We start from the raw sequence: 24,058 nt of genomic DNA, 5'->3' as shown, positions 1-24,058 counted from the left end.
GACAAAAGGATAAATTAAATGAAAATTCGTAAAAAAACTGTTTTGAACATCGCCTTTATGGCTTTAATTCTATCTTTTTTTGTAACGCCCTTGGGCGACTATAGCAAGGTGTTGTTAAATAAATGGTTCTCCTTTTCACCGGAAGTAACTAAAGAAATCAATAGGGGACAGATTAAGGATTACAATTGGAAATTAAAAGATGCCAATTGGAATTTCTTCAATTTTAAGAAGTCCAAAGGTCGTGTTGTCTTTATCAATTTTTGGAGGTCTTGGAATATTCCTAGTGAGGCCGAAGTGGAAAGTATCCAAAAATTATATGATGATTATAAGGGTAAGATAGATTTTTATATCATTACCAATGAGGAAAGGGAACCGGTAGAGAAATTCATGGAGGATCACGGTTTTACCTTTCCGGTAACTTATTCCATAGTAGGGGATCCCATGCCTGTAGATGGTTCCAAACCACCACGATCCTATTTGTTGGATAAGGAGGGAAGGATAGTAATTAGTAAGGAAGGGGTAGCGGATTGGGACAATGACAAGGTAAAGGCCATCTTGGACGATCTTATTGCTAAATAGAGACTATATGATGGTACCTAACAAGAAGTGGATTATTAATGGTGTTTTTATTCTTGCCGTTCTGGTGTTGTTATTTACTCCGCTAGGATTTAAAGTAAAGGTTTTTGCTAGCCAATTGTTATCTACAAGTGCTGCTATGGTAAAGGAGGGGGTGCAGGTTCCTTTGGATTCGTATCAGTGGAAATTGACCGATTTGGAAAATAGGTCATTTGATTTTGAAGATCAAAAGGGAAAGGTAATCCTTGTGAATTTTTGGGCAACTTGGTGTCCTCCATGTGTAGCGGAAATGCCGAGTATGCAGGATCTTTATAATGATTATGGTGATAAGGTTACGTTTATGTTCGTTACTTCGGACGACCGTCAAAAAGTGGTGAACTTTTTAAAAAGAAAGAATTTGGATCTCCCTGTTTACTATCCTGCTTCAGAAACGCCTAAAACGCTTAGATCCAAGCTCCTTCCAACTACATACATTATTGACAAGGAAGGTAAAATTGTTGTAGCGGAAACCGGTGCTGCAGATTGGAACAGTAGCAAAACAAGGGCGCTTATAGACGGCCTGTTAAGTAAGTAATATTAGGGTCCTAATTCTTTTTTTCTTTTTTCCGGAAATACTTAAAGGGTACCATTAGCATTCCAAAACATTCCCCGTCCTCTTTTCCTAAATGTTTATGATGCATTTTATGAGCTCTCCTTACCCCTTTGGCATACCAATTATTTGCATTTCTGAACAATTTAAACCTTTGGTGTATAAAAATATCATGAACCAGGAAGTAAGCGGCTCCATAAGCCAATATGCCAAACCCTAAGGGCCATCCGTACCAAAAATCGGTTTGGGAGCCTAGCCAAAAGAAAGTCATGCTGACCGCGGCGTAGAACAAAAAAAATGCATCGTTTCTTTCAAACCATGAATCGTGGTCCTTTTTATGGTGATCCCTGTGCAATGACCATAAGAAACCATGCATAATATATTTATGGGTAAACCAGGCCATAAATTCCATAAAGGAAAAAGTGGCGAAGAAAATTAAAATCCAAATCAACATTTTCATCCTAAACCAGTTTTAATTTGTAGTTAATATACGAATTGACCAATAATCTAAATTTGTGTAGATTGGAAACCCGTATTCTAGTACCCATGATCTGCGATGAAGGCGTGTCCTGCAATTTTTTCAACAACTTAAAATAATATCTATATGCTGTATAAACACCAAATTTAGCTTCACGGGGCAATTGAATTATGCCGGAATATCCCAATTTAAAATCGGATTTTATTTCTTCAACAATTTTGTTTTTGGCTTCCTCTGTCAGATTTTGGAGATTGGTGTTCGGGAAATAAGTTCTGTTCAAATCTTCAAAATCTGTTTTTAAGTCCCTTAAAAAATTCATCTTTTGAAAAGCAGATCCCAAGGCCATAGCTGAGGGTTTAAGTTTTTCATACTCTATTTGGTCTCCCTGTACAAAAACCATTAAGCACATTAAGCCAACCACATCCGCGGAGCCATAAATATATTCCTGATACTGGCTATCAGTAAGACAAATCCTTTTTTCCAAGTCCATCCGCATACTCTTCAGGAATGAGGTCACCAAATGCAGTGGAATGTCATATTTGTGGAAGGTATGTTGAAATGAATTTAGAATGGGATTAAGACTTATTTTGTGTTCCAGAGCATCCTTCAAATCCTTCTCAAATTTATTCAATAAAAACAACTTATCATAATCGTGAAAACTGTCCACAATTTCATCGGCAAACCGTACAAAGCCATAAATGTTATATATATCCCCTCTTATGGACGGAGCCAACATTTTGGTGGCCAAGGTAAAGGAGGTGCTGTAATGTTCGGTGACGAGCTTACTGCATTCCAGGGAAACGGTATCAAAAATTGACTTCATATTTAAGTTTTCTGATATTTAACAATAAGTTCCGACACCAATTTTCCGGAAATTAGGGCTGGAGGTACGCCTGGACCAGGCACGGTAAGCTGGCCGGTGAAAAATAGATTATCTACTTTTTTACTGTGTAATTTAGGTCTAAGAAAGGCAGTTTGCAACAGGGTATTGGCCATGCCATAGGCATTTCCCTTATAGGAATTGTATTGGTCAATAAAATCATTTACACAAAAGTCTTCCTTAAAAAGAATACTATTTTTTACTTGTTGCCCGGTAAGTTTTTGAAACCTGTTTAAAATAATATCAAAATACTTATTTCGGAGTTCTTGGGTGTCTTCCAAATCTGGGGCAATGGGAATTAGGAAAAAGCCTGTTTCACATCCTTCGGGAGCCATACTGGAATCTGTGATGGACGGAAAGTTGGCATAGAAGAGCGGTGCTTCGGGCCATTTGGGGTCATCATATATTTCTTTGGCGTGTTGTTCAAAGCTGGTATCGAAAAATAAGTTATGATGGGATACGTTTTGTAATTTTTTGTCAAACCCCACATAGAATAATAAGGAGGACGGGGCAAAGGTTTTTTTGTTCCAATATGCTTCGGAATATTGGCGAAATTGTTGGTCCAACAATGTTTCCGAATGGTGGTAATCGGCACCGCTCAGTACAACATCTGCTTTAATGGTGTTTCCATTAACACTAATGCCTGTGGCCTTGCCCTTGGTTACTTCAATCTTTGTTACTGCCTGATCTGTGTAAATTTTGACACCCAATTCCAAAGCCAAAAGCTCCATGGCTCTAATAACCTGGTGCATTCCGCCTTTGGGATGCCAGGTGCCCAGTCCAAAATCGGCAAAATTCATAAAGCTATAAAAGGATGGGGTTTTGCTGGGCTTGGCCCCTAAGAACAGCACTGGAAATTCTAGGGTAGAAATTAGTTTTGGGTTTTTAAAACGTTTTCGGACCTCGTCACTTATAGATTTAAAGAACTGGTCCAGACGCACTATGGTATCTTTACTAACCAATTCCAAAGGGGAAAGGCCCGGGCGAAGGACTATCTTGTGAATGGCGATTTCATAATTGTCCTGTGCTTTTTTAATGAACTTGCGCAAAGGTTCTGCACTGCCTTTTTCAATTCGCTCAAATTCTTCGCAAATCTTGTCCATACTATCCCCTATGGTAATAACATCGTCCGAAAAGTAAATGTTATAGGCAGGATCCAACTTATCCAGTTGATAGTAGTCCGATGTTTTTTTGCCAAAATCATTGAAAAAACTTTCAAATATATCCGGCATCCAATACCAACTTGGCCCCATATCAAAAGTGAAACCATCCCGGACAAATTGCCTAGCTCGGCCCCCAACCGTCATGTTTTTCTCGTAAATAGACACATCGTATCCCTGTTTTGCCAAATAGCAGGATGCAGAAAGCGATGCAAACCCAGATCCGATGATGATAACTCTTTTGCCCATAGGTATTTGTATATAATTTGTGGCATTCCAATTTTAGCTAAATGCCATATTATGAAAATAAGGCTTATTTTCTAGATATGTAAGGCAATTTTTCTAATAGATCACTTATTGGAACTTCGGATCAATCCCAAAAGTTGTGTGTGAATTGGATAAAGATAGGATAGACTATCCCAGAGTTCGTGTTCTGTTCATTTTTTGCATCGCCCAAAAAACGAACCAAAAAACGCTAGGCTGATTTTTCTTTTCTTGAAATCTACGGACTTTGCACGGCCGCAGCGTCCAGGCCGCTTTCACTAAGGTGAAATGCTCTATGGACGCCTACCTACACCCGGTGTGAAAACCCCTTGATTTACTACTAAAATAAAAATAGGCCGTTCCTTTGTTCCGTCAACCTATATAGTGTCAATAAATCATTGACCATTATTGAATACCGTTGAATATTGTCCTTGAAGTCCGTAGTTAGGTCGGTCTTCTTCCGTGGTGGAGATGACATGGCCGTAAAGAATTATTGAAGCCTTGGAAATAATTTAGGCCATGGCATCGGTCCCTAAAATCCAACGATTTTAGGGGCCACATAGTGAAGAAGGGTCTTTTCTTTTGTTTCGTTTTCTTTGGACAAGCAAAGAAAATGAAAGAATGATTTTGATAAAAGTTTCATTCGATTATGCCCAATAAATAGAGATAAAATCAAACAAAAAACACACAACAAATCATCTCAATCCCAATTTTTGCAGAAACACAACAATTAAGCATGGTCCCTTTATAGATTAACCACAATATTTGCATAAACACAACAATTGTTCTTGATCCTTTATTATTGACTAAGCCCAAAGTAGGGTAAGGGAATAAAAAAAACCGCCAACCTCGTTTAAGAAGTCAGCGGTTTTTGGTGCCCACGACTAGATTCGAACTAGCACGTCCTTGCGAACACCACCCCCTCAAGGTGGCGTGTCTACCAATTTCACCACGTGGGCTTGAAAAGTCTTGTTAAAGGACTTTTATGTATGCTTAAATAGTTCTTAAATTTAAGTAATTAGAAACTATTTCAAACAAAAAAAGTTAAGTACGAGACTTAACTTTTTTGTGACCGGGCTGGGGCTCGAACCCAGGACCCTCTCCTTAAAAGGGAGATGCTCTACCAACTGAGCTACCAGGTCAAAATGTGTTGCAAACTATTGTTGTTTGCGGGTGCAAATATAATATCATTTGTTTGTTTTGCAAGGCCTTTTTGAGAAATTTTTAATTTTTTTTGAATTACCATTAAATTAGACCAATTTTACAAAAAATAATAGCGTGAAAATAGTATTGGTAGGGTATATGGGAAGCGGTAAGACCACCATAGGTAAATTGTTGGCTAAGAAATTGAAAATTAGTTTTTTAGATTTGGATGAAGTCATTGAAGAAGGACTGGCAGATTCCATTTCCAACATTTTTAATGGGAAGGGCGAAATTTTTTTCAGGAAAAAAGAACATGAATATTTAAATGAAGTTTTGTCCAAAAAAAACAACTTTATACTATCTACTGGTGGTGGAACTCCATGTTATTCTGGAAACATGGACACGATGTTGGAGTTGGCAGATCATGTTTTCTATTTAAAAGTTTCTATTCCTGGACTCGTAAAAAGGTTAATGTTGGAAAAAGAACATAGACCTTTGATCAAAAATTTAGACGATGGGGACCTGCAGGAGTTTATTGGTAAGCATTTGTTTGAGCGCAATAATTTTTACCTTAAAGCGAATCATATTATTGAGTGCGATAATAAGGATCCCGAATCCTTAGTTGTGGAAATACAGGAATTACTCGCTTAGGTACACCGAATCGTTTTTGGCCTTGAATTCTACATTGATATGTTCTTGAAGAGATGTGGAAAGGGAAATTCCTTTATAATCTGCCTTTACAGGGTATTTCTTGTGATTCCTGTTCACCAATACGGCCGTTTTAAGTTGTTTTAATGGGACACGTAGAAAATGATGGACTCCATATATTAAAGTTGTTCCGGAATTGAGCACATCGTCTACCAGGACAACGGATTTATTGGTATATTCCGATTCTGGAATGGAAGTCTTGACGCCACTGGCCAAAGGGTTGGACTTGTCCATGATTACTTTGCACAGAATAATGTTGGCCTCGGTGATCTTCTGAAGTACGGCCTGAATTTTTTTTGCAAAATTTAATCCACCCCCTTCAATCCCGGCTATAATAATTTCGGGTTCATCAACATTGGTCTCATAAATTTGGTAAGCAATACGTTTTATTTTGTGCTGTATTTGCTCATGAGATAAAATTCTATTGGACATAGTCGTTTTTATTTAGATTCAAATATAAAAAAGAGTTCTTTATCCGCTCTCGGTTTTATGGAATTGTATGCGGTTTCCAGAGTCTTAATTTTAAAATGCTCTTTAAAGAGGGATATATATTCGCCTAGGCTACCTCCAAAAGGCGGTCCTGATTCAGTTAGGGGAAAATTAAACAAGAGCCCTGCCAGTTTGCCATTGGGTTTTAGCAGTTGCTTCATTTTCTTTACATATTCTGTCCTTAAACTTGGGTCCAAGGCACAAAAAAAAGTTTGTTCCAGGATCAAATCAAAATTATTTAATGACAGATCAAAAAAATTGCCTTCCAGTAGTTGATGTTCCGGAAAATTTGGAATTCTTTTTTTTATGTGTTCCAAAGGCTGTCTTGCTATATCAATGACAAAAACATTGGAAAACCCTTTCTCAACTAAATAAATGAGCTCGTAAGCATTACCGGCACCTGGAATTAGGATTTTTAAGTTCTTATCTGTAAGCTGGTCTATGTAATCCTTTAGAGGGGTAGAAATGTGACCTATGTCCCATCCCGTGTCCCCATTCTCATACTTATGTTCCCAAAATTCCTTATTCAGCTTCTTCATCCAAGTATCCATCTATATCCCGTCTGTCTTTCTTTGTAGGTCTTCCGGCACCCTTTTTCCTATAATAATCCTTGGAAAACTTTAACAGCTCATTGTGTTCAAAGGCTTCCTTGGGAGTGGTATCTTTTCGGTAGATGTCCACTAATTTAGCACCTACCCTGCTTTCGGGTACATCCAGTACGGTAAACTCATAGTTGATCTGGTTTTTCCTTACTACAACTTTATCCAAGGGATATACTTCCCTTGACGGTTTTACCACTTGTTCATTGATTCTTATATGTCCCTTTTTGCAGGCCTCCGTAGCTATGTTTCGCGTTTTGAAATAGCGGGTGCTCCATAGGTATTTGTCAATTCGCATAAACTATTGAAAATCTTTGTTAACGTCCTCTACAAAAATAGTTGAAAATTGTATCTTGCGCCCTTTAATTAAGAAATCAATGAAGCCGAAATGGTTATTATGATAATCATTGGGTTGCATCCTGTAATTAAAAGCCAATAAAAATAAACTGATGAATATAAAGAGATTTCTTTTACTTGCTTTAATTTTTTTGACTATCTGGTCCTGTAAAAAGGATGATGGGGATGATTTTGAAGTGATACCTCCCAGACTGCTAAGTGAGGTTATTGTTGAAAATGATGCTGAAATTCAGGCTTATTTAAAGACTCATTTTTATAACTATGAAGATTTTGAGGAACCTATAGATGAAGGTTTCGACTTAAGGATCAGGATAGATACCATTGCAGGTGCTAATGCAGACAAGAAATCCCTGTTCGAAGATGCCCTTACGCAGGTGATAAACATATCTTCCAGTGATTTGGGATTGGATGCGGAAGAAGTTGATATTCCACATACCTTATATTATATAGTTGCTAGGGAGGGCCTAGGTGAAAATCCTACCCCGGTAGATTCTGTATATTTAAAGTATCAGGGTATGCGCTTGGATGGAACTATTTTCGATAGCAGACTGGGATCTCCTGTCTGGTTCGATATGCAGGGATCTGGAGTTTCCGGGAATTCTGGAGTTATAAAAGGATTTAAGGAAGGAATGCCCAAATTTAAATCGGGTGGGGATATAATTGAAAATGGCGATGGTACCTTTACCGTAACCGGAAGTGGGGTAGGATTAATTTTTATGCCCTCAGGTATTGCTTATTTCAGCGGAAGTGCCCCTGGGGCAACCTATGCACCTTTAATGTTTGAAGTAAACTTAATGGCTGTCAATACTGCCGATCATGATCGGGATGGGGTAAGTACTATTCTTGAAGATTTGGATGGGGATGGTAATCTCTTTAATGATGATACCGATGAGGATGGCCTTCCAAATTATTTGGACACGGACGACGATGGTGATGGTATCCTTACCGAGGATGAATTAGGCGACGCCAATAACGATGGTATTCCCGATTATTTGGATAAAAATATTTGAAATTGAACCATGGGTTCACTAAATAAAAAATGCCCCTGCAACTGCGGGGGCATTTTTTGTTACTGTAAGGATGTTTTTTTATAGTTTCAAGGCCACACTCAAAATTAATTGGTCTGGTCTAGTGTCTATACGGTCATTGGTAAATGGTCCATCGACTACGGTTACCTCATTTTCGCTAAAACCTCTTTCGTATCTTAGGTCTATTCCAAACTTGCCAAAGGATAGTCCGGCACCTATATTTAGTCCTACGGTAAAATCATTTTCTACATCCCCAATCGTAATACCATCATAATCGGTGTCCAAAATATATTGGAAAGCGGGCCCTACAAAAAGGTTTAACGGTCCAATTAGGTTGACACCTAGCAATACTGGAGCATCCAATTTACTCATAGCCAGACTATTGTTGTCGTAGTCGGATTTTGTTTTGGTGTAGACCAATTCAGGTCTAAGGTAAATTTTATCCCCGATGATGCCAAAGATTCCAATGTGGTATCCCACATTTCCTTTAGGGTCTTTGTAGGCGTTTTCTGCGGATTCGAAATAATCACCATTGGCGCCATAGTTAAGTCCGCCCTTAACACCGAATCCTGAACCTTTTTGTGCATGTGCTGTAATCCCCATAAGGGCAATAGCTGCTAATAAAACTGTTTTCTTCATCATACTGTGTTCTTTTAAAATTAGAATACATTGTGCAATTTTAAGCACAACCTTTTTAATTGTTTAACCTAAAAAGAAATTATCTTGACACGAAAAGGTGAGGTAATGGCACAAAAAAACCGCTAAATTCTACCTTTATTGCTGATAAGTAGTTTTAGCAGTTTAGTTGAGTTCTGTTCCATAGTTTTCGCCATTTTCCATGTTAAGAATCCTCATCTCCCTAAAAGGGATCTGATTATTTTCTTTTTAACACACTCACAACGGCGTTCACTATAGCTTTATTGTTTAATCCGTATTTATCCATTAATTGTTCAGGTGTGCCACTTTCTCCAAAAGTATCTTTGGTGGCAACAAACTCCTGTGGTGTAGGGTGCGTGGTAGCAAGGAATCCAGAGATGCTTTCACCTAGTCCGCCTAAATAATTGTGCTCTTCCGCAGTAACTATGCAGCCTGTTTTTTTAACAGATTTTAACACGGCTTCGCCGTCAAGAGGCTTAATAGTATGTATGTTGATGACTTCGGCAGATATGCCTTGTTTTTCTAAATTTTCGGCTGCTATCAACGCTTCCCATACCAAGTGCCCGGTTGCTACGATAGTGACATCCGTTCCCTCATTCAGCATAACGGCTTTCCCAATTTCAAACTTTTGGTCTACAGGGGTAAAGTTGGCCACTTTTGGTCGTCCAAACCTTAGGTAAACAGGACCGTGGTGTTCTGCTATGGCAATGGTTGCAGCTTTGGTCTGATTGTAGTCACAGGTGTTGATGACGGTCATTCCCGGCAACATCTTCATCAATCCCAAATCTTCCAATATTTGGTGTGTAGCACCGTCTTCACCTAGTGTAACCCCTGCATGGGAAGCACAGATTTTTACATTCTTATCGGAATAGGCAATAGATTGTCTTATTTGATCATAGACCCGTCCAGTGGAAAAGTTGGCAAAAGTTCCGGTAAATGGAATTTTTCCGCCTATGGTAAGTCCGGCCGCAATACCCATCATATTGGCTTCGGCGATACCAATTTGGAAGAAACGTTCTGGATTTTCCTCAATAAATTTCTCCATCTTAAGGGAACCTACCAAATCAGCGCACAAAGCAACTACATTTGGGTTGGTTCTACCTAATTCGGCCAGTCCTGCACCAAAACCACTTCTTGTGTCATTTTTACCTTGATCTATATATTTTTTCATCTGTATTTTCTTTAATTATTTTTGGAAAAGGTTGTGGATTAGTAATCCCCTAAAGTTTCGGGGTTCTGTGCCAAAGCGGTCGCCAATTGCTCGTCGTTGGGAGCCTTGCCGTGCCATGCGTGGGTGTACATCATAAAATCTACTCCATGTCCCATTACGGTGTGCAATAGAACGCACACTGGTTTTCCTTTTCCAGTTTTACTCTTGGCTTCCTTCATCCCTTTTAAAATGGCTTCAAGATCATTTCCTTCCTTGATGTCCACAACATCCCATCCAAAAGCTTCAAATTTCTTCTTAAGGTCTCCCATAGGAAGTACATCGTCCGTAGCCCCATCTATCTGTTGGCCATTGTAATCTATAGTGGCAATAATGTTGTCTACTTTCTTACCGGCAGCATACATAATGGCCTCCCAGTTTTGGCCTTCCTGTAACTCGCCATCACCGTGAAGGGTATAGACCATTTTGGAATCTTTGTTTAGTTTTTTGGCCTGTGCCGCACCCAAGGCCACGGACATGCCCTGTCCCAATGAACCTGATGCGATACGTACACCTGGTAAACCTTCATGGGTGGTAGGATGACCTTGTAAACGCGAATCAATTAATCTAAAGGTATTTAATTCATCAACAGGAAAGTAACCTTTTCTTGCCAAAACACTGTAGAAAACAGGGGATATGTGACCATTGGACAAAAAGAAAAGATCTTCTCCTTTTCCGTCCATGTCAAATTCGTCCTTAAGCTCCATGATTTCATTGTAAAGGGCAACAATAAATTCAGTACAGCCAAGGGAACCTCCTGGATGCCCGGAGTTTACCTTATGAACCATTCTTAGAATGTCCCTGCGAACCTGAACGGTCAAATCTTGTAATTCTTGAAGTTTTGGCATTTTATCTATATTTTTTTAAACTTTTCAAAAGTAATGGCAATCTTTTGGGTACACAAGCAGGAATTATAATATTTTATCAACTATCATTGCCAATAACAGAACTTTATTTTTTTGTTAAGGATTTAATGGCTTTGAGTTGACTATATTTGCGGCTTTAAATAGATTTTTTTGAAATTTACCTTACAACATTCAGACACAAGGACAAAAGCCAGGGCGGCAGAGCTTATTACGGACCACGGTAAGATAGAAACTCCTATTTTTATGCCTGTAGGTACAGTAGCTTCCGTAAAAGGGGTACACCAAAAGGAATTGAGGGAGGAGATAAATCCGGATATTATTTTGGGGAATACATACCATTTGTATTTAAGACCGAAAACCGAAATACTGAAACAGGCAGGAGGGCTTCATAAGTTTATGAACTGGGACCGCAATATTTTAACGGATAGTGGGGGTTACCAAGTCTATTCCTTATCGGATAACAGAAAGATAAAGGAAGAAGGGGTAAAGTTTAAGTCCCATATTGATGGTTCCTATCACGTGTTTACCCCAGAGAATGTGATGGAAATTCAGCGTGTCATCGGTGCTGATATTATCATGGCATTTGATGAATGTACTCCATATCCATGCGATTACAATTACGCGAAGAGATCCATGCACATGACCCATAGGTGGTTGGACCGCTGTATTAAGCATTTGGAAAAAACTCCCTTTGTCTACGATTATGAACAAACTTTTTTTCCTATTGTTCAAGGTTCTACCTATAAGGACCTTAGGAGACAGTCGGCCGAATATATTGCAGGGGTAGGAGCAGAGGGCAATGCTATTGGCGGACTTTCCGTTGGCGAACCTGCTGAGGAAATGTATGCAATGACAGAGGTGGTCTGTGAAATACTACCAGAGGATAAACCTAGATATTTAATGGGAGTGGGTACCCCCATCAATATTTTAGAGAATATTGCCTTGGGGATAGATATGTTCGATTGTGTGATGCCTACCAGAAATGCTAGAAATGGTATGCTGTTTACCGCACATGGCACTATCAATATAAAAAATAAGAAGTGGGAAGACGATTTTTCCCCTTTGGACGAGATGGGCACTACATTTGTAGACCATGAGTATTCCAAGGCTTATCTAAGGCATTTGTTTGCTGCCAATGAGTATTTGGGAAAACAAATCGCTACCATTCATAATTTGGGATTTTATATGTGGTTGGTTCGCGAGGCAAGAAAACATATTTTAGCAGGGGATTTCTATGAATGGAAATCTGTAATGGTAAAACAAATGGATAAACGACTTTAGGTGCTGACCATAATAGACAAATACATACTTAAGCGCTATCTGGCAACTTTTTTTGTGATGCTCTTGCTGTTCGTCCCTATTGGAATTATGGCGAATTTGGCCGAGCAGGTGGGAAAAATGATCGATAACGAGGTCCCATTTCCAGAAATAGCCATGTATTATTTGAATTTCACTTTTGTGATCGGGAATCTCTTGTTTCCAATTTTTCTATTTCTATCCGTAATTTTCTTTACCTCTAAATTGGCCAACAATACCGAAATTGTAGCTATTCTTAGTTCTGGGGTATCTTATTGGCGATTTCTACGTCCCTATTTAATTGGGGCTTCCATAATTGCAATTATCATGTTCTTTATGGGCATGTTTATAGTGCCCAATGCAAGTGTGGGATACAATGAGTTTATTTTCAAATATCTAAAGAAGGGAAAACAGGATAGGGTTACCACCAATATATTTAATCAACTAAATGAGAACGATTATATCTATGTCAGTAGTTTTGATCCGGCCAGACAGATAGGATATAATTTCACCATGGAGCGCTTTAACGAAGAGAACACCTTGGACTTTAAAATATCGGCGGCCAACATACGCTGGATAGAGAAGGATACGGTTTATAGGCTCACTTCGTATGAGAAAAGAAAACTGATTAATAATCAGGAGATTGTGGAAACAAAACGCAGATTGGATACTATTTTCGATTTTAAGATCGATGATCTTACGCCGGTTTCCTATATAGCTGAAACCAAGAATATGTTTGAGCTAAATAAATTTATTGAGACGCAAAAGAGGAAAGGTGCTTCCAATATTAATAGTTATATATTGGTCAAGTATAAACGCTGGGCATTGCCGATTGCTGCATTTATCCTTACCGTTATAGCGGTTGCGGTATCCTCGGTAAAACGCCGTGGAGGTATGGGGGTAAATTTGGCCTTCGGAATAGGGGTGGCATTTATATATATTTTTTTTGACAAGGTTTTTGGGACCCTCGCAGAACAATCTGGATTTTCGCCCCTATGGGCAGTGATCATTCCCAATGTGATGTTTGGGGCCATAGCGTTTTATTTGTTGCAGAATGCCAAACGTTAAGCTCAATAATTATCTTCACCTACATTTTATAGTTTTTGTCTGGGGCTTTACGGCGGTCATTGGCAAGTTGATAACTATTGACGCCCTTCCTTTGGTTTGGTATCGTATGTTGATGGCCTCCCTGATTATCCTGGCCTATATCCTTATTAGGAAATTTCAGTTGAAGGTATCTCCAAAAACACTGTTGATGCTAATTTTGGGTGGAATCGTGGTATCCTTGCATTGGGTTACCTTTTTTATGGCCATCAAAGTTTCCAATGTGTCTATTGCTCTGGCAACAATGTCTACTGGCGCATTTTTTACGGCCTTGTTGGAACCGTTTTGGTATGGTCGTAAAATGGTAGGCTATGAAGTGGTTTTCGGACTAATCGTTATGTTGGGCCTTTATATAATGTTTAGGGTGGAAACGGGCTACTTAAATGGAATACTATTGGCATTGTTGTCCTCCTTGTTATCTGCCACTTTTTCATTGATCAATGGTAAATTAACACAAGAGCAAAGACCTTCGGTAATTTCGTTTTATGAATTGGGAAGTGGTGTCCTATTTTTGTCTATTTATCTGTTGTTTTCCAGTAGTTTTGACCAAAAGTTTTTTCAGCTGTCCTTTAATGATTGGTTGTATATATTTATCCTTGCTTCAGTCTGTACGGCCTACGCATTCATTGCTTCGGTAAAGATTCTGAAATATATTTCTCCATATACGGTAATGTTGACCAACAATTTGGAACCGGTCTATGGAATAATATTGGGAGTTCTCCTTCTTGGGGACAGTGAAAAAATGAAACCGCTTTTCTATGTCGGGGCACTATTGGTGTTGATAACGGTGGTGGCAAACGGGATTTTGAAAAATAGAAAAAAATTAAAAAAAACGACTAATGGGTTACCTTCCCATTAAAGTTTTATATTTGCTCGTTGAAAAGAGCTAAACCTATAAACCTATGGAGTATTTAGATTTTGAACTGCCAATTAAAGAGCTGGAAGAGCAATTGGATAAGTGCATGATAATCGGTGAAGAGAGTGAAGTTGATGTTTCTGAGACATGTAAACAAATAGAAAAAAAACTCGTTGAGACCCGAAAGGAAATATATAAGAATCTCACCGCATGGCAAAGGGTGCAGTTGTCAAGGCATCCTAACAGACCCTATACCTTAGATTATATAAGGGCCATTTGCGGGGAAACTTTTTTGGAATTACATGGAGATCGTAATGTCAAGGATGACAAAGCAATGATTGGCGGCCTTGGTAAAATTGGGGATCAGAGTTATATGTTCGTTGGTCAACAGAAAGGTTATAATACCAAAACAAGGCAATTGCGGAATTTTGGGATGGCCAACCCTGAAGGCTACAGAAAAGCATTGCGTTTAATGAAGTCTGCCGAGAAGTTTGGCATTCCCGTAGTATGTTTAATAGATACTCCAGGGGCATATCCCGGTATTGAGGCGGAGGAAAGAGGTCAAGGAGAGGCAATTGCAAGGAATATCTTGGAAATGACCCGCCTAAAGGTTCCTATTATCGTTGTTATTATTGGTGAAGGTGCTTCTGGAGGTGCATTGGGTATTGGTGTAGGGGATAAGGTGTTGATGTTGGAAAATACCTGGTACTCTGTTATTTCGCCAGAATCCTGCTCTTCCATTCTTTGGAGAAGTTGGGAGTACAAGGAAATTGCAGCGGAGGCCTTAAAGCTAACGGCAACGGACATGAAGAAAATGAAATTAATAGATGAGATTGTTCGTGAACCGGTAGGAGGTGCCCATGCCAACAGGGATAAGACTTTTGAGATCGTAAAAAATAAAATTTCCTCGCATTATGAGGAATTAAAAAAGTTATCACCAAAAGAATTGGTAAAAAACCGAATGGATAAATATGCCAATATGGGGGTATTTAATGGATAGTATCCCTTTTTGTCAAGGTAAAAAAAACTGGAGCGGAAATTCTCCGGTTTTTTTTTGCTTATGAACAAATTTCGTAACTTATCAACAGGCATATTGTTGAACAACTGTTAATATCCCAAATCTCTTTTTAATTCTTATTTATATAATTTAGCACTCATGGAAAAAACGAACCCCATTATTGGTCATCGAATAGACAAGTCGACCATCATTAGCCTTGAGAAGGGAAAAATTCCCCCTCAAGCTGTTGATTTAGAGGAAGTTGTACTCGGTGCGATGATGATCGACAAAAAGGGGGTCGATGAAGTAATAGATATCCTACATCCTGAAGTCTTTTATAAGGATGCCCATAGATATATCTACGAAGCCATTTTTAAGTTGTTTGAAAATTCTGAACCGGTGGATTTATTAACCGTTTCGTCCCAATTGAAGAAGGATGGTCGGTTAGAGAGTGCCGGAGGCGATTTTTACCTGATAAAATTAACCCAAAAAGTAGCTTCTTCCGCGCACATTGAGTTTCATGCGCGTATTATCCTTCAGAAATTTATCCAGCGTAGTCTAATCAAGATTTCAAATGAAATTATCGAAGAAGCCTATGAGGATGCTACAGATGTGTTCGACTTATTGGACACCGCTGAATCCAAATTGTACGACGTTACCCAGGGTAACTTGAAGCGTTCTGCTGAAACCGCCCAGAATTTGGTGATACAGGCTAAGAAAAGAATTGAAGAAATTGCAGGTAAGGAAGGACTAAGTGGTATACCGTCCGGTTTTGACAAATTGGACAAACTAACTTCAGGATGGCAGCCCAGTGACTTGGTTATCGTGGCAGCCCGTCCAGGTATGGGTAAAACGGCCCTTACCCTGTCCATGGCCAGAAATATTGCAGTAAACTCCAATATTGGGGTAGCCTTCTTTTCCTTGGAAATGTCGTCTGTGCAATTGATTACCAGATTGATATCCTCGGAGACGGGCCTGTCTTCCGAAAAATTAAGAACAGGGAGGCTGGAGAAGCATGAATGGGAACAATTGAACGTTAAGGTTAAGGCCTTGGAGACCGCACCCTTGTTTATTGATGATACCCCTTCGCTATCCATTTTTGACCTTCGGGCAAAAGCAAGGCGTTTGGCTTCACAGCACGATATTAAGATGATCATTATTGATTATTTGCAGTTGATGACGGCAGGAGGAAGTCAAAAAGGAGGAAACCGTGAACAGGAAATATCTACCATATCCAGGAACCTCAAGGCCCTGGCCAAGGAATTGAACGTGCCTGTTATAGCCCTGTCCCAGTTATCGCGAGCGGTGGAGACCAGGGGTGGTAGTAAGCGACCAATTTTATCGGATTTGAGGGAATCTGGAGCAATTGAGCAGGATGCGGATATTGTTTCCTTTATCTACAGACCGGAATATTATAAGATTGATGAATGGGATGATGAAGAGCGCTCGCCAACTGCCGGACAAGCCGAATTTATTGTGGCAAAGCATAGAAATGGTGGTTTGGAAAATATCCGACTCAAGTTCCTTGGGCATTTAGGTAAATTTGACAACTTGGATGATTTTGATTCTCCTTTTGAATTTCAGTCGAAAATGAACGCCGATGATGATAATCCCTTCATTACCAAAAACCTTCCGAATGCCAACGAAGCCTTTGGTAGTTCCATGAATGATGATTCCATGCAGGATGATAACGATGTACCGTTTTAACGGTGATAAATTGGTTCATCTTATAGCTTATTCTTTTGGCTTTTTGGTGATTGGCTCTGAAATAGTAGCTTATGCTATGCTCTAAGTAATAGGTGATTTTGAAAATTTTAACCCTATTTCAAAACTGAAATATCAATTTTCCAGTATCTTTGGGAAGATGCACATTAGATATCGGTACATGCAAAAGTGTTTTTTCTCCCTTTTCTTTATTTTATTTTCTATACTGGAAATTTCGGCCACGTCCATACTTATTCCTATGGATGCTGAAAGTCAGAAAAACCATTTAAAGGCTTACGGAATTACCTATTGGGTATTGACCAAACAACAAAAAGTACAGTGGCTGTTAAATTATAGGGGAGGATCTTTTTTGTTACCGGATGGGGAAAACATTCGTCGGGAATGTCAGATAAGGGGAGTATCTTTTGAGATTGTTTCAGATTCCCAGACCCAAGTTATTTTAGAAGAAATTGCTAGCCCTTCACAGAACCAAGAAGCGGTAATTTTAGAGAAGGCTCCAAAAATAGCGGTTTATTCCCCTAAGGATAATTCACCTTGGGACGATGCTGTTACTATGGTGCTTACTTATGCCGAAATTCCTTATGATCAAATTTATGATGAGGAAGTTTTGGAGGACAAATTGGTGTTATATGATTGGCTGCACTTGCACCATGAAGACTTTACGGGGCAATACGGGAAGTTTTATGGGGCCTATAGGGCAGCTCCATGGTATATAGAAGGTAAACAGCAGGCAGAGGCATTGGCTTTAAAGTTGGGGTTTAATAAAGTTTCAGAAGAAAAGCGGGCTGTAGCACTAAAAATAAGAAATTATGTTATAGGAGGCGGGTTTATGTTTGCTATGTGCTCTGCCACTGATAGTTTTGATATAGCCTTGGCTGCGGACGAGGTGGATATATGCGAGCCAATGTTCGATGGAGACCCATCGGACGCTAATTATCAAGCTAAGCTGGACTATGGGAAAACTTTTGCCTTTACCAACTTTATACTGGAGCGCAATCCGTTGCAATACGAATTTTCTTCCATAGATATGACGATGAAACGGGGTAATGTACCTAAGGAATCCGATTATTTTTCTTTAATGGATTTCTCTGCAAAATGGGACCCTGTGCCTACAATGCTATGTCAGAACCATACAGCCTTGGTCAAAGGATTTATGGGGCAGACCACTGCATTCGCCAGGGAAGAGATTAAACCTACGGTCTTGATTTTGGGGGAAAATAAAATTAATGGGGAGGCCAGATATATTCATGGCATTAAAGGAAAGGGATTCTTTACTTTTTATGGGGGACACGATCCGGAAGACTATCAGCATAGGGTAGGGGATCCTAAGACAGAATTGGAGCTGCATCCTACCTCTCCCGGTTATCGCCTTATTCTAAACAATGTATTGTTTCCTGCAGCCCAGAAAAAGAAACAGAAAACCTAATATCGAATAGGGATCAAGACCGCATGGTGGTCTTAGGGGAATTAATTATTTTTAACCCAAATGTAGATAATCCGCCTGTGTAAAACAGCAGGTTATTTAAAGATTCAATAGCTTTTCCAAAACAGTCTCCACGCCGTATTCATCATTGCTCTTGGTCTTAAAATTTGCTGCCGCGGCAACATTGGGATGGGCATTCGCCATCGCAAAACTAAAATCGGCCATTGCCAACATTTCCAGGTCATTATTGTAATCCCCAAAAACCATGGTCTCCTGTCTGCTAATCCCATACTTTTCTTGAATATGTTGCAGCGCATAACCTTTGTTGGCATTCATATGGGAAATATCCAACCAATTTTCTCCGGAAACTTTGACTTTTAATTCGGATTCTAAATGATTTACCAAAGGATAAATGTACTTTTCAGAACTTTCAAAATGATAAATAGCTATTTTTAAGACTTCGCCATCGAAGGAAGCAATGTCGTTTAGAATGCTAAACTCGGAATAATATTCCCTTAATTTACTTACAAAATCATCGGAATTTCCATTTATATAGGCATTGTTCTTTCCGCATAGTACTGGATGTATGCCCTCAACATTCCTTAATAGTTCCATAGTATTCTTAATGGTGGTTTGGTCCAAAGGGGTAGCCAATAATTCCTGGTCCTGCTTTTTAACAAAAGCTCCATTTTCTGCCACAACTATGATATCCTCTTTAATGGAATCCAACTTGTCCACTATACTGTTATATTGCCGCCCACTTGCAGCAACAAACTTAATGTCCCTTTTTTTTAATTCTTCAAATAATTGGAAGAATTTGCTGCTTACTTCATGCTTGGAGTTCAATAGGGTGCCATCCATATCGGTGACCACCATTTTTACCTTTGATAGATCCATTCAATTAAATTAAGATGCAAAGGTATTTGATATTGACCTAATTTATGGCCTTCTTAGATAAAGTTTCACATTTCTTAATATTTGTCGAAATTTGAATAAATTCCAAATACCAATTGCTATGCTGTTTTATCAGAAAGAATTACGTTTAAAGGCTTATAATAGGGGTTTCCATTTAATTACAGGCACAATACTGGAGCACCTTCCCCATATAAAAACGATTCAAACAGGCATGTTGCAGGTATTTATAAAGCATACGTCAGCTAGCCTTACTATTAATGAAAATGCGGATTCCACCGTAAGGGCCGATTTTGAAAGTCACATGAATATCCTGGTTCCGGAAAATGCGCCCTATTACCTCCATGATTATGAAGGTTCGGACGACATGCCTGCGCATATAAAATCTTCCTTGATGGGAGCCTCCGTACAGATACCCATCAGCAATGGGAAATTAAATTTGGGAATTTGGCAGGGTATCTATTTGTGCGAACATAGGAATAATGCCAGTGGTCGCAATTTGGTGGTAAGCTATTTTGGAGTTTAGCCAACTGCGTTTTATTTAGTAAATTAGTGTATTATACATTTTAATGAATAGGATATGGCTACAAAAGATATGATTTTAGATAAAATACAGATCCTGATCACCAACAAATTTAAAACTCCAGAGGAGGCTTATAGCTTTTTTGATGAGGATGGAGATGGTAAACTTAAGAAAAGCGAGATTGTTGAATTGCTGAAAAAGGCGGAAATAAGTGGATTTTTGAGGGGAATCGTTTCTTCTAAGTTAATTGAAGGTTATGACAAATCTGGCGATGAGTTGATAGATTGGGAAGAATTTAAATCGGCTATCAGTAAGATTAAAACGACCTGATAACGGTTGGTTTTGAGTTGGATATTCCTGAAGGTTTTGAACTAAGCATAAAAAAAAACCTGTTCCATTTGGAACAGGTTTTTTCTTATAAGCGAGATAAGTTTATTAATTTATTTTACTTTGTTCACAATAGCTTTGAAAGCCTCTGGGTGGTTCATGGCCAAATCCGCCAATACCTTACGGTTTAGCTCTATGTTGTTGGCTTTTACCTTGCCCATAAACTGGGAATAGGACATTCCGTGCAATCTGGCACCAGCATTGATACGGGTAATCCATAGGGAACGGAAATTTCTTTTCTTGTTTCTACGATCTCTGTAAGCATATAACATTGCTTTTTCAACCGCATTTTTGGCTACTGTCCAAACGTTTTTACGTCTTCCAAAGTATCCTTTGGCCTGCTTCATTACCTTTTTTCTTCTGGCTCTGGAAGCAACTGAATTTACTGATCTTGGCATAATTTTAATTGTTTTTTGTAGTAGGCGATCCTTTAATGTAGAATACTTTTACTGCCTAACTCCAGGGTTAATAATTACCGTTGGAACTATTACTTTAAACGCAATTGTTCCTTAATACTGTTAACATCCGCCTCGTGAACTAATCCAGAGTGGGTTAACGCTAGCTTACGCTTTTTAGACTTCTTCGTTAGAATATGGCTCTTAAAGGCGTGCTTTCTTTTAATTTTACCACTACCGGTAAGCTTAAATCGCTTTTTGGCACTGGATTTTGTTTTCTGTTTAGGCATTTTCTTCCTATTTATTAATTTATCTCGCTTACTATCTTTATGCTAAAACATATTTAGCATTTTATTTTTGTAACCAAAGCCATACGGCATAGGTTATTTTTTAGTTTTTGGGGCAATGAACATGGTCATACGCTTCCCCTCAAGTTTAGGCATTTGTTCCACTTTGCCCAAATCTTCCAATTCGGATGCCAACTTAAGTAATAATATCTCTCCTTGGTCCTTATAAACAATGGAACGACCTTTGAAGAACACATAAGCCTTTAGCTTGGCACCATCTTTTAAGAATTTTTCTGCGTGTTTCTTCTTAAACTCATAATCGTGATCATCCGTTTGTGGACCAAACCTTATTTCTTTTACGATTACTTTGGTGGCTTTGGCCTTCATGACCTTTTCCCGTTTCTTCTGCTCGTAAAGAAATTTCTTGTAATCTATTATTTTACAAACAGGGGGATCGGCTTTAGGAGAAATTTCTACTAAATCCAATTCCAGTTCCTCTGCTTTCGCCAAGGCTTCGCGGGTGTTGTATACACCTACCTCTATGTTGTCGCCTACCAACCTAACTGTGGGCGATGAAATACTTTCATTGATGTTGTGCGGGTTTTTGTTTTCCCTCCTAGGTTGGGGCCTAAATCTTTTTCTAATTGCTATGACGTAATCTTTTTAGTTAAACTTTTTTTTAAAACGACTTTAAGGTACTGTTTATTTCATTTAATACCAAGTCGGAAAATGCTTTTACGGATATGGCGCCTAAATCTTCACCGCCATGTCTCCTGATTGAAATGGTTTCCTCTTTTTCTTCATTCTCCCCTACAATCAGCATAAATGGGATTTTATTCATCTCTGCTTCACGTATTTTCTTGCCTACCGTTTCATTTCGGTTATCAATGAGGGCGCGAATGTCGTTATTTTCCAAGGAATTTAAAACTTTTTGGGCATATATTTCATGTTTTTCGCTGACAGGGAGTATAATAGCCTGCTCCGGCATCAGCCAAAGTGGAAAATTACCGCCTGTATGTTCCAGCAATAATGCAATGAAACGTTCCATACTTCCAAAGGGGGCCCTGTGGATCATTACCGGTCTATGCAATTCATTGTCACTACCTTTGTAGGTAAGGTCAAAACGCTCCGGTAAGTTGTAGTCTACCTGAATTGTTCCCAATTGCCAGTTCCTGCCAAGGGCATCTTTTACCATAAAATCCAACTTGGGTCCGTAGAACGCAGCTTCTCCACTTTCTATGACAAAATCGAGACCTTTTTCTTTGGCTGCATTTATAATGGCATTTTCTGCTTTTTCCCAGTTTTCTACCGATCCAATATATTTCTCCGGTTTTTCCAAATCCCTTACGGATACTTGGGCCGTAAAATTACCAAAGCCCAACGATCCCAATACATATAAGGTTAGGTCAATAACGTTTTTAAACTCATCCGCCAATTGGTCCGGAGTACAGAAAATGTGTGCGTCATCCTGTGTAAAGCCACGTACCCTGGTAAGGCCATGTAATTCTCCACTCTGTTCATATCGGTAAACAGTTCCGAATTCTGCATATCTTTTTGGAAGTTCCCTGTAGCTAAATGGTTTGGTGTTGTATATTTCACAGTGATGTGGACAGTTCATTGGCTTCAACAAGAACTCCTCATCTTCTTTTGGAGTCTTGATCGGTTGAAAGCTGTCTTCCCCGTATTTGGCATAATGCCCAGAGGTTACATAAAGTTCCTTTTGTCCGATATGCGGGGTAACCACCATCTCGTATCCGGCTTTCTTCTGTGCTTTCTTTAAAAAATTCTCCAAGCGCTCCCGTAAAGCAGCTCCTTTTGGAAGCCATAAAGGGAGGCCTTGTCCTACTTTTTGAGAAAAGGTAAACAGTTCCAGTTCCTTGCCCAATTTTCTGTGGTCCCTTTTTTTGGCCTCTTCCAGTAGTTCCAGGTACTCGGTAAGTTCTTTCTGTTTCGGAAAGGAAATACCATAAACCCTGGTCAACTGGTTGTTTTTTTCGTTCCCTCTCCAATAGGCACCGGCTACGCTCAATATTTTAATAGCCTTTATAATACCGGTATTGGGTATGTGTCCTCCTCTACATAGGTCGGTGAAGGTGTCGTGGTCACAGAAGGTAATGGTACCGTCCTCCAGATTTTCAATAAGTTCTACCTTATATTGGTTCCCTTGGGATTGGTATAGTTCCAATGCTTCTGCCTTTGTGGCGGAGCGCATCTTAAAATCGTGTTTTCCTCTGGCAATTTCCAAGGCTTTCTTTTCAATTTCCGGAAAGTCCTTTTCGGAAATGGTGCCTTCGGCCAAATCTACATCATAATAAAATCCGTTATCAATGGCTGGTCCAATGGTCAATTTTACACCGGGGTACAATTCTTCAAGAGCTTGTGCCACAACGTGGGAGGTGGAATGCCAAAATGCAGTTTTTCCTTCTTTGTCGTTCCAACTATATAGAATAAGGGATCCGTCCTCCTTTAGTGGAGTTACGGTTTCAACGGTGACCCCATTAAATTTTGCGGAAATAATATTTCGCGCCAAACCTTCACTTATGCTTTTGGCTACCTCTAAAGGTGTTGTTCCTTCGGCATATTCTCTAATGCTCCCGTCGGGTAAAGTTATTTTGATCATGCTTTTTTGTCGTAATAAGTGTGCAAAGATAACATCTAGTATTTATGTTGGCAATATATAGGAACGATTTTATGCTTATACATATAATAGGATAGTTGTTTGGCGTTCCCTCCATTTGTCGGGCCGGGTGCTCCGCTGTATCCCTTGCCCTGCTTCGGGGATGCCGCTCCGCCCCCCTAACGCTGTCCGCAGTAATTTTAACGGGCCTTTGTTTTGTTGTTATCGGAAAAAGCGTTAAATTGTTTTCCCTTTTTCGGGGTCGTTGCGTGTTGCAAGGTGCTTGTTGACAGCGGGTTGTGCGCGCCCTTTAAAAAAAGGCAAAAAAAGTTTCAAAAAATCCTTGTGGATTTAAAAAAGGGTGGTAGATTTGCACCCCGCTAACGAAGGAATTACGGAGTCGGCGGAAAGGGTGTTTGGAGCGCCACGTTCATAAGGGTTACTGTTTCTGATGTGCCGGGAAAAAAGAAAAATAATTTTTTTTCAAAAAAGCTTGGCGGATAAAAAAAAGGCTGTACATTTGCAGCCGCTTTGG

26 protein-coding genes and 2 tRNA genes are annotated in these 24,058 nt (G+C 39.3%); 12 read left to right on the top strand and 16 right to left on the bottom strand.

What is annotated here, in order from left to right:
* The first annotated feature begins 18 nt into the window (after positions 1 to 18).
* Positions 19 to 579 carry a TlpA family protein disulfide reductase gene (locus KO529_RS06725; protein ID WP_215947160.1) on the top strand — a complete coding sequence of 187 codons (561 nt, stop codon included), beginning with the start codon at positions 19 to 21 and terminating at the stop codon, positions 577 to 579.
* Between the two features lie 7 nt (positions 580 to 586).
* Positions 587 to 1,150 (top strand): TlpA family protein disulfide reductase, encoded by a 564-nt coding sequence (locus tag KO529_RS06720; protein WP_215947159.1) that lies wholly within the window; start codon positions 587 to 589, stop codon positions 1,148 to 1,150.
* Positions 1,151 to 1,160: 10 nt separating this feature from the next.
* On the opposite strand, the gene KO529_RS06715 is transcribed toward KO529_RS06720, so the two are convergent.
* The 5 genes from KO529_RS06715 to KO529_RS06695 all read right to left on the bottom strand — a co-directional run bounded on the left by KO529_RS06715 (position 1,161) and on the right by KO529_RS06695 (position 5,089).
* Positions 1,161 to 1,625: a sterol desaturase family protein gene (locus tag KO529_RS06715; RefSeq protein WP_215947158.1), complete on the bottom strand. Its 465-nt coding sequence runs from the start codon at positions 1,623 to 1,625 to the stop codon at positions 1,161 to 1,163.
* A gap of 1 nt (position 1,626) precedes the next feature.
* Positions 1,627 to 2,466, bottom strand: a complete 840-nt coding sequence (locus tag KO529_RS06710; protein WP_215947157.1) for a phytoene/squalene synthase family protein — start codon at positions 2,464 to 2,466, stop codon at positions 1,627 to 1,629.
* 2 nt (positions 2,467 to 2,468) lie between these two features.
* A complete protein-coding gene (locus KO529_RS06705; RefSeq protein ID WP_215947156.1) occupies positions 2,469 to 3,932 on the bottom strand; it encodes a phytoene desaturase family protein in 1,464 nt (487 codons plus the stop codon).
* Between the two features lie 887 nt (positions 3,933 to 4,819).
* Positions 4,820 to 4,906, bottom strand: a tRNA-Leu gene (locus tag KO529_RS06700).
* A gap of 110 nt (positions 4,907 to 5,016) precedes the next feature.
* Positions 5,017 to 5,089: transfer RNA gene (locus KO529_RS06695), tRNA-Lys, on the bottom strand.
* A 136-nt stretch (positions 5,090 to 5,225) separates the two neighbouring features.
* Between KO529_RS06695 and KO529_RS06690 the strand changes: the two genes are divergently transcribed.
* Positions 5,226 to 5,741 (top strand): shikimate kinase, encoded by a 516-nt coding sequence (locus KO529_RS06690; protein ID WP_215947155.1) that lies wholly within the window; start codon positions 5,226 to 5,228, stop codon positions 5,739 to 5,741.
* On the opposite strand, the gene KO529_RS06685 is transcribed toward KO529_RS06690, so the two are convergent.
* Genes KO529_RS06685 through KO529_RS06675 form a run of 3 tightly spaced genes read right to left on the bottom strand, consistent with a single transcriptional unit; the run spans position 5,730 to position 7,184 of the window.
* Entirely contained in the window at positions 5,730 to 6,230 is a 501-nt protein-coding gene (locus tag KO529_RS06685) for a phosphoribosyltransferase family protein (protein ID WP_215947154.1), read from the bottom strand. The genes KO529_RS06690 and KO529_RS06685 overlap by 12 nt on opposite strands.
* Positions 6,231 to 6,238: 8 nt before the next feature.
* Positions 6,239 to 6,826 carry a methyltransferase gene (locus KO529_RS06680; protein WP_215947153.1) on the bottom strand — a complete coding sequence of 196 codons (588 nt, stop codon included), beginning with the start codon at positions 6,824 to 6,826 and terminating at the stop codon, positions 6,239 to 6,241.
* On the bottom strand, positions 6,810 to 7,184 hold the full coding sequence (locus KO529_RS06675) for an RNA-binding S4 domain-containing protein (RefSeq protein WP_215947152.1): 375 nt from the start codon (positions 7,182 to 7,184) through the stop codon (positions 6,810 to 6,812). The genes KO529_RS06680 and KO529_RS06675 overlap by 17 nt, the downstream gene beginning before the upstream one ends.
* 151 nt (positions 7,185 to 7,335) lie before the next feature.
* Here KO529_RS06675 and KO529_RS06670 point away from each other — a divergent pair, with 151 nt between their 5' ends.
* Positions 7,336 to 8,253 carry an FKBP-type peptidyl-prolyl cis-trans isomerase gene (locus KO529_RS06670; protein ID WP_215947151.1) on the top strand — a complete coding sequence of 306 codons (918 nt, stop codon included), beginning with the start codon at positions 7,336 to 7,338 and terminating at the stop codon, positions 8,251 to 8,253.
* A gap of 78 nt (positions 8,254 to 8,331) precedes the next feature.
* Here the strand turns inward: KO529_RS06670 and KO529_RS06665 are convergent, their stop codons facing one another.
* From KO529_RS06665 to KO529_RS06655, 3 genes are all read right to left on the bottom strand, one after another.
* Positions 8,332 to 8,910, bottom strand: a complete 579-nt coding sequence (locus tag KO529_RS06665) for an outer membrane beta-barrel protein (protein WP_215947200.1) — start codon at positions 8,908 to 8,910, stop codon at positions 8,332 to 8,334.
* A gap of 235 nt (positions 8,911 to 9,145) precedes the next feature.
* Positions 9,146 to 10,099, bottom strand: a complete 954-nt coding sequence (locus KO529_RS06660) for a transketolase family protein (RefSeq protein WP_215947150.1) — start codon at positions 10,097 to 10,099, stop codon at positions 9,146 to 9,148.
* A 38-nt stretch (positions 10,100 to 10,137) separates the two neighbouring features.
* Positions 10,138 to 10,983 carry a transketolase gene (locus KO529_RS06655; protein ID WP_215947149.1) on the bottom strand — a complete coding sequence of 282 codons (846 nt, stop codon included), beginning with the start codon at positions 10,981 to 10,983 and terminating at the stop codon, positions 10,138 to 10,140.
* A gap of 168 nt (positions 10,984 to 11,151) precedes the next feature.
* Here KO529_RS06655 and tgt point away from each other — a divergent pair, with 168 nt between their 5' ends.
* The 6 genes from tgt (at position 11,152) to KO529_RS06625 (ending at position 18,405) form a co-directional block, all read left to right on the top strand.
* Complete coding sequence (gene tgt, locus KO529_RS06650) at positions 11,152 to 12,282, top strand: tRNA guanosine(34) transglycosylase Tgt (protein ID WP_215947148.1); 1,131 nt, start codon at positions 11,152 to 11,154, stop codon at positions 12,280 to 12,282.
* Positions 12,283 to 12,285: 3 nt separating this feature from the next.
* On the top strand, positions 12,286 to 13,365 hold the full coding sequence (locus tag KO529_RS06645) for an LptF/LptG family permease (protein WP_215947199.1): 1,080 nt from the start codon (positions 12,286 to 12,288) through the stop codon (positions 13,363 to 13,365).
* Complete coding sequence (locus KO529_RS06640; RefSeq protein ID WP_215947147.1) at positions 13,352 to 14,260, top strand: DMT family transporter; 909 nt, start codon at positions 13,352 to 13,354, stop codon at positions 14,258 to 14,260. The genes KO529_RS06645 and KO529_RS06640 overlap by 14 nt, the downstream gene beginning before the upstream one ends.
* A 43-nt stretch (positions 14,261 to 14,303) precedes the next feature.
* A complete protein-coding gene (locus tag KO529_RS06635) occupies positions 14,304 to 15,257 on the top strand; it encodes an acetyl-CoA carboxylase carboxyltransferase subunit alpha (protein WP_031444761.1) in 954 nt (317 codons plus the stop codon).
* Between the two features lie 156 nt (positions 15,258 to 15,413).
* Positions 15,414 to 16,961: a replicative DNA helicase gene (gene dnaB / locus KO529_RS06630; protein WP_110358106.1), complete on the top strand. Its 1,548-nt coding sequence runs from the start codon at positions 15,414 to 15,416 to the stop codon at positions 16,959 to 16,961.
* 178 nt (positions 16,962 to 17,139) lie between these two features.
* Complete coding sequence (locus KO529_RS06625) at positions 17,140 to 18,405, top strand: asparagine synthetase B (RefSeq protein ID WP_215947146.1); 1,266 nt, start codon at positions 17,140 to 17,142, stop codon at positions 18,403 to 18,405.
* 96 nt (positions 18,406 to 18,501) lie between these two features.
* On the opposite strand, the gene KO529_RS06620 is transcribed toward KO529_RS06625, so the two are convergent.
* The gene (locus KO529_RS06620) at positions 18,502 to 19,299 is read right to left on the bottom strand and encodes an HAD family hydrolase (RefSeq protein WP_215947145.1); all 798 of its coding nucleotides are present in this window, start codon (positions 19,297 to 19,299) and stop codon (positions 18,502 to 18,504) included.
* A 118-nt stretch (positions 19,300 to 19,417) separates the two neighbouring features.
* On the opposite strand from KO529_RS06620, the gene KO529_RS06615 reads away from it, so the two are divergent.
* Positions 19,418 to 19,840 carry a secondary thiamine-phosphate synthase enzyme YjbQ gene (locus tag KO529_RS06615; RefSeq protein ID WP_215947144.1) on the top strand — a complete coding sequence of 141 codons (423 nt, stop codon included), beginning with the start codon at positions 19,418 to 19,420 and terminating at the stop codon, positions 19,838 to 19,840.
* Positions 19,841 to 19,894: 54 nt separating this feature from the next.
* Entirely contained in the window at positions 19,895 to 20,167 is a 273-nt protein-coding gene (locus tag KO529_RS06610; protein WP_215947143.1) for an EF-hand domain-containing protein, read from the top strand.
* 110 nt (positions 20,168 to 20,277) lie between these two features.
* On the opposite strand, the gene rplT is transcribed toward KO529_RS06610, so the two are convergent.
* From rplT to thrS, 4 genes are all read right to left on the bottom strand, one after another.
* Positions 20,278 to 20,622: a 50S ribosomal protein L20 gene (gene rplT / locus KO529_RS06605; RefSeq protein WP_031444752.1), complete on the bottom strand. Its 345-nt coding sequence runs from the start codon at positions 20,620 to 20,622 to the stop codon at positions 20,278 to 20,280.
* Between the two features lie 89 nt (positions 20,623 to 20,711).
* Positions 20,712 to 20,909 (bottom strand): 50S ribosomal protein L35, encoded by a 198-nt coding sequence (rpmI, locus tag KO529_RS06600; protein WP_031444751.1) that lies wholly within the window; start codon positions 20,907 to 20,909, stop codon positions 20,712 to 20,714.
* A 93-nt stretch (positions 20,910 to 21,002) separates the two neighbouring features.
* On the bottom strand, positions 21,003 to 21,557 hold the full coding sequence (gene infC / locus KO529_RS06595; protein ID WP_436835195.1) for a translation initiation factor IF-3: 555 nt from the start codon (positions 21,555 to 21,557) through the stop codon (positions 21,003 to 21,005).
* A gap of 28 nt (positions 21,558 to 21,585) precedes the next feature.
* Entirely contained in the window at positions 21,586 to 23,526 is a 1,941-nt protein-coding gene (gene thrS / locus KO529_RS06590; RefSeq protein ID WP_215947142.1) for a threonine--tRNA ligase, read from the bottom strand.
* Positions 23,527 to 24,058: the final 532 nt, after the last annotated feature.

This window comes from Arenibacter algicola, from assembly GCF_018860365.1.
In the GTDB taxonomy this organism is placed as follows: Bacteria; Bacteroidota; Bacteroidia; order Flavobacteriales; family Flavobacteriaceae; genus Arenibacter; species Arenibacter algicola_B.
This window is presented reverse-complemented; position numbering and strand designations above follow the sequence as displayed.

Coding starts and splice junctions, on each gene's coding strand:
- KO529_RS06725 (WP_215947160.1), top strand. CDS start 19: ATGAAAATTCGTAAAAAAACTGTTTTGAACATCGCCTTTATGGCTTTA.
- KO529_RS06720 (WP_215947159.1), top strand. CDS start 587: ATGATGGTACCTAACAAGAAGTGGATTATTAATGGTGTTTTTATTCTT.
- KO529_RS06715 (WP_215947158.1), bottom strand. CDS start 1,625: ATGAAAATGTTGATTTGGATTTTAATTTTCTTCGCCACTTTTTCCTTT.
- KO529_RS06710 (WP_215947157.1), bottom strand. CDS start 2,466: ATGAAGTCAATTTTTGATACCGTTTCCCTGGAATGCAGTAAGCTCGTC.
- KO529_RS06705 (WP_215947156.1), bottom strand. CDS start 3,932: ATGGGCAAAAGAGTTATCATCATCGGATCTGGGTTTGCATCGCTTTCT.
- KO529_RS06685 (WP_215947154.1), bottom strand. CDS start 6,230: ATGTCCAATAGAATTTTATCTCATGAGCAAATACAGCACAAAATAAAA.
- KO529_RS06680 (WP_215947153.1), bottom strand. CDS start 6,826: ATGAAGAAGCTGAATAAGGAATTTTGGGAACATAAGTATGAGAATGGG.
- KO529_RS06675 (WP_215947152.1), bottom strand. CDS start 7,184: ATGCGAATTGACAAATACCTATGGAGCACCCGCTATTTCAAAACGCGA.
- KO529_RS06670 (WP_215947151.1), top strand. CDS start 7,336: ATGAATATAAAGAGATTTCTTTTACTTGCTTTAATTTTTTTGACTATC.
- KO529_RS06665 (WP_215947200.1), bottom strand. CDS start 8,910: ATGAAGAAAACAGTTTTATTAGCAGCTATTGCCCTTATGGGGATTACA.
- KO529_RS06660 (WP_215947150.1), bottom strand. CDS start 10,099: ATGAAAAAATATATAGATCAAGGTAAAAATGACACAAGAAGTGGTTTT.
- KO529_RS06655 (WP_215947149.1), bottom strand. CDS start 10,983: ATGCCAAAACTTCAAGAATTACAAGATTTGACCGTTCAGGTTCGCAGG.
- KO529_RS06640 (WP_215947147.1), top strand. CDS start 13,352: ATGCCAAACGTTAAGCTCAATAATTATCTTCACCTACATTTTATAGTT.
- KO529_RS06635 (WP_031444761.1), top strand. CDS start 14,304: ATGGAGTATTTAGATTTTGAACTGCCAATTAAAGAGCTGGAAGAGCAA.
- dnaB (WP_110358106.1), top strand. CDS start 15,414: ATGGAAAAAACGAACCCCATTATTGGTCATCGAATAGACAAGTCGACC.
- KO529_RS06625 (WP_215947146.1), top strand. CDS start 17,140: ATGCAAAAGTGTTTTTTCTCCCTTTTCTTTATTTTATTTTCTATACTG.
- KO529_RS06620 (WP_215947145.1), bottom strand. CDS start 19,299: ATGGATCTATCAAAGGTAAAAATGGTGGTCACCGATATGGATGGCACC.
- KO529_RS06615 (WP_215947144.1), top strand. CDS start 19,418: ATGCTGTTTTATCAGAAAGAATTACGTTTAAAGGCTTATAATAGGGGT.
- KO529_RS06610 (WP_215947143.1), top strand. CDS start 19,895: ATGGCTACAAAAGATATGATTTTAGATAAAATACAGATCCTGATCACC.
- rplT (WP_031444752.1), bottom strand. CDS start 20,622: ATGCCAAGATCAGTAAATTCAGTTGCTTCCAGAGCCAGAAGAAAAAAG.
- rpmI (WP_031444751.1), bottom strand. CDS start 20,909: ATGCCTAAACAGAAAACAAAATCCAGTGCCAAAAAGCGATTTAAGCTT.
- thrS (WP_215947142.1), bottom strand. CDS start 23,526: ATGATCAAAATAACTTTACCCGACGGGAGCATTAGAGAATATGCCGAA.